Below are 2,626 nucleotides of genomic sequence, written 5' to 3' on the forward strand. Positions count from 1 at the left end.
CTGTTAATGGCGCTTGGGCTTCTACCAAGCGCCATTAACAGTAACAACAACATCCGAAACGATTAAATGGACGAGTGATAAATTCCTAGAGCGTGCAGAAATGACAGGTACAGGGGCATTATATATCCATGTAGAAATCGATACAGATGATACAAAYTTCATTGCGAAGCTTTATGAGGTAGATCCAGGTGGCAAACGTACGTTAATGACATCAGGTTATTTAAAAGCATCTCATCGGGAACTAAATGAAGAAAAATCAACATACGGTGAGCCTTGGCATCCACACAAACGTGTGGTACCAGTACCACCTGGTGAAATTATCGAGTATGCGATTCGGTTATATCCATTCTCATTCTTAATTAAACCAGGACATCGTATTGAACTAGAGCTTGCATGTAACGAACCACTTGATGGAGAAGATGCAAAATTATTACCACCAGATAGCTACCACTTACCGTGTGGACGTGCGACAGCGCACAAAATCTATCGTGATGCAGAGCACCCATCACGTTTAGTATTACCGGTAATTCCTAAAGAATTCGACGTTACAAACAAATTAACGAAATAATGGTGTGCTGAATTGACTGCATCTCCTGCTAAAGAACATCCACAGTACCTCTTCTTAAATATAAGGTGTTGTGGTCATAAACTAGATTATAGGGGTGAAAAACATGACAAATTCAGTACGTGTTATACCGATCGAATGTAAATTTGGTCGAACATCTACGTATGCCTACTATATCGACGCACCGGAGCCTGCACTTATTGATACAGGAATTGCATCATCAGCTTCACAGGAAATTGAGACAGTTCTTGCCGAGCATGGCCTACGCATTGAGGATATACGCTGGATTCTTCTGACTCACGGGCACGTTGACCATCTTGGTGGTGCCCGAGCGATTTGGGAGAAAACAAGGGGGTGCGCAGAAGTTGTGATTCCTCAGAAGGAAGCATATTTACTACGTAATCGTAGTGCACACATTACAGATTACAAACAGCTTCAAGGACAATACTTGGATGCGGAAACGCAGGAAAAGCATACAGCCATCCTGCTCAACGATATCGGAGAAGATCTGGAGCCAACAGTAGAGGTTGTTGGTGGCGATCGCTTATTACTTGGTGGTGATGTGTCGATTACGGTAGTGGAAACGCCAGGACACTCTATCGGATCGGTGACATTTGTCCTTGATGGCATGAACTGGGCTTTTGCAGCCGACGCTGTGCAAATGTATGGTGGGGCGCAAAGTAGGATTCCTACAATTGAACACCCTGCTCACTATCGCCAAAGCTTACAGCATCTTCTCGAAGAAGTGCGTCCGAAGCGCTTGTACTTAGGACATCATTTTAGGAACGCAAACGGAGCGATTGTCAATCCACAGGTAGATGGAGATGAGGTTGCTGCTGTGCTTCGAGCAAGTCTAGAAATGGATGCGAAGCTGGCCGACGTTGTTCAGCGACATTTATCGATAGATGCACAGTTCACTGAAAATGATGGACTATATGGACCGTTTGGATCTATTGCTGATGAGATTGGCTATACAGGGGATCCACGGAACTTACCTTGCGCGTACTTTGTAACGATGCATGGTTATAAAGAAGAACTTATTGTTGCACATAAATGAGAGGGGGAAAATCTAAATGATCCAGAAGAAGTTTGAAAATGCAGCAAAAGCCGTTGCAGATATGCAGGATGGAGCAACGTTGCTCGTTGGTGGATTTGGGGGAAGCGGATTACCGTCATATCTTGTTGCCGCCCTTGTGGAGCAGGGAGCTAAGGATCTTACGGTTGTATCAAATAATATTGGCGCAGTTAGCGACGGTGTGGCAGCGCTTATTAGCAACAATCAAGTACGAAAAATTATCTGCTCTTTCCCTGTTGGTCCACACGCTGATGATCTGATTGAGCGTCTCAGAAAAGGAACTATAGAATTAGAAATTGCCCCTCAAGGAACATTAGCGGAGCGAATCCGTGCAGGTGGAGCAGGAGTCCCAGCCTTTTACACTCCAACAGGGGCCCATACCGAACTTGGAGAAGGTAAGGAAACGCGTACATTCGATGGCCAAATGCACCTCTTAGAGCATGCAATCAAAGGCGATTACGCTTTTATTAAAGCACATCGGGCTGACCGTTGGGGCAATCTTGTTTACCGGAAGACACAGCGCAACTTTAACCCTGTGATGGCGACAGCGGCAAAAACAACAATTGCTGAAGTAAACGAAATTGTAGAAGTCGGAGAAATCGATCCAGAAACAATCGTAACATCGAGTGTCTTCGTACATCGTTTAGTGCAAGCTGAAGCGCAACATGAAGGGAAGGTGTTAGTGAATGAGTAAAGACCAACAACAAGTAATTGGATGGACAATGCCTGAATTGGCTTCTCGAGTAGCGATGGATCTAGAAGATGGATGGTTCGTGAATCTAGGGATTGGTTTACCGACGCTTGTAGCCGATTTCATTCCTGAAGGTCGAGAAATCATTTTCCATAGTGAGAATGGTCTTCTTGGATTAGGTCCAAAACCTGAACCTGGTGAAGAAGATATGGACCTCGTGAATGCCGGAAAAGAACCAATTACATTAAGACCGGGTGGTTCCTATTTCTCGCAGTCAGAATCATTTGCAATGATC

General features: G+C 44.6%; 4 protein-coding genes. All 4 read left to right on the forward strand.

What is annotated here, in order from left to right; translation table 11 throughout:
* Positions 1-13 precede the first annotated feature (13 nt).
* On the forward strand, positions 14-568 hold the full coding sequence (locus AC1DUW_RS25470) for a CocE/NonD family hydrolase C-terminal non-catalytic domain-containing protein (RefSeq protein WP_477643783.1): 555 nt from the start codon (positions 14-16) through the stop codon (positions 566-568).
* A gap of 103 nt (positions 569-671) precedes the next feature.
* Entirely contained in the window at positions 672-1,622 is a 951-nt protein-coding gene (locus tag AC1DUW_RS25475; protein WP_477643784.1) for an MBL fold metallo-hydrolase, read from the forward strand.
* A 16-nt stretch (positions 1,623-1,638) separates the two neighbouring features.
* Positions 1,639-2,334, forward strand: coding sequence for a 3-oxoacid CoA-transferase subunit A (locus AC1DUW_RS25480; RefSeq protein ID WP_477643785.1), 696 nt, complete (start codon positions 1,639-1,641; stop codon positions 2,332-2,334).
* Positions 2,327-2,626, forward strand: a 300-nt coding sequence (locus AC1DUW_RS25485; protein WP_477643786.1) for a CoA-transferase, incomplete at its 3' end; no start/stop codon positions are given. The genes AC1DUW_RS25480 and AC1DUW_RS25485, both read left to right, overlap by 8 nt.

It is taken from the genome of Peribacillus sp. P4_C12 (assembly GCF_056402095.1).

Coding starts and splice junctions, on each gene's coding strand:
- AC1DUW_RS25475 (WP_477643784.1), top strand. CDS start 672: ATGACAAATTCAGTACGTGTTATACCGATCGAATGTAAATTTGGTCGA.
- AC1DUW_RS25480 (WP_477643785.1), top strand. CDS start 1,639: ATGATCCAGAAGAAGTTTGAAAATGCAGCAAAAGCCGTTGCAGATATG.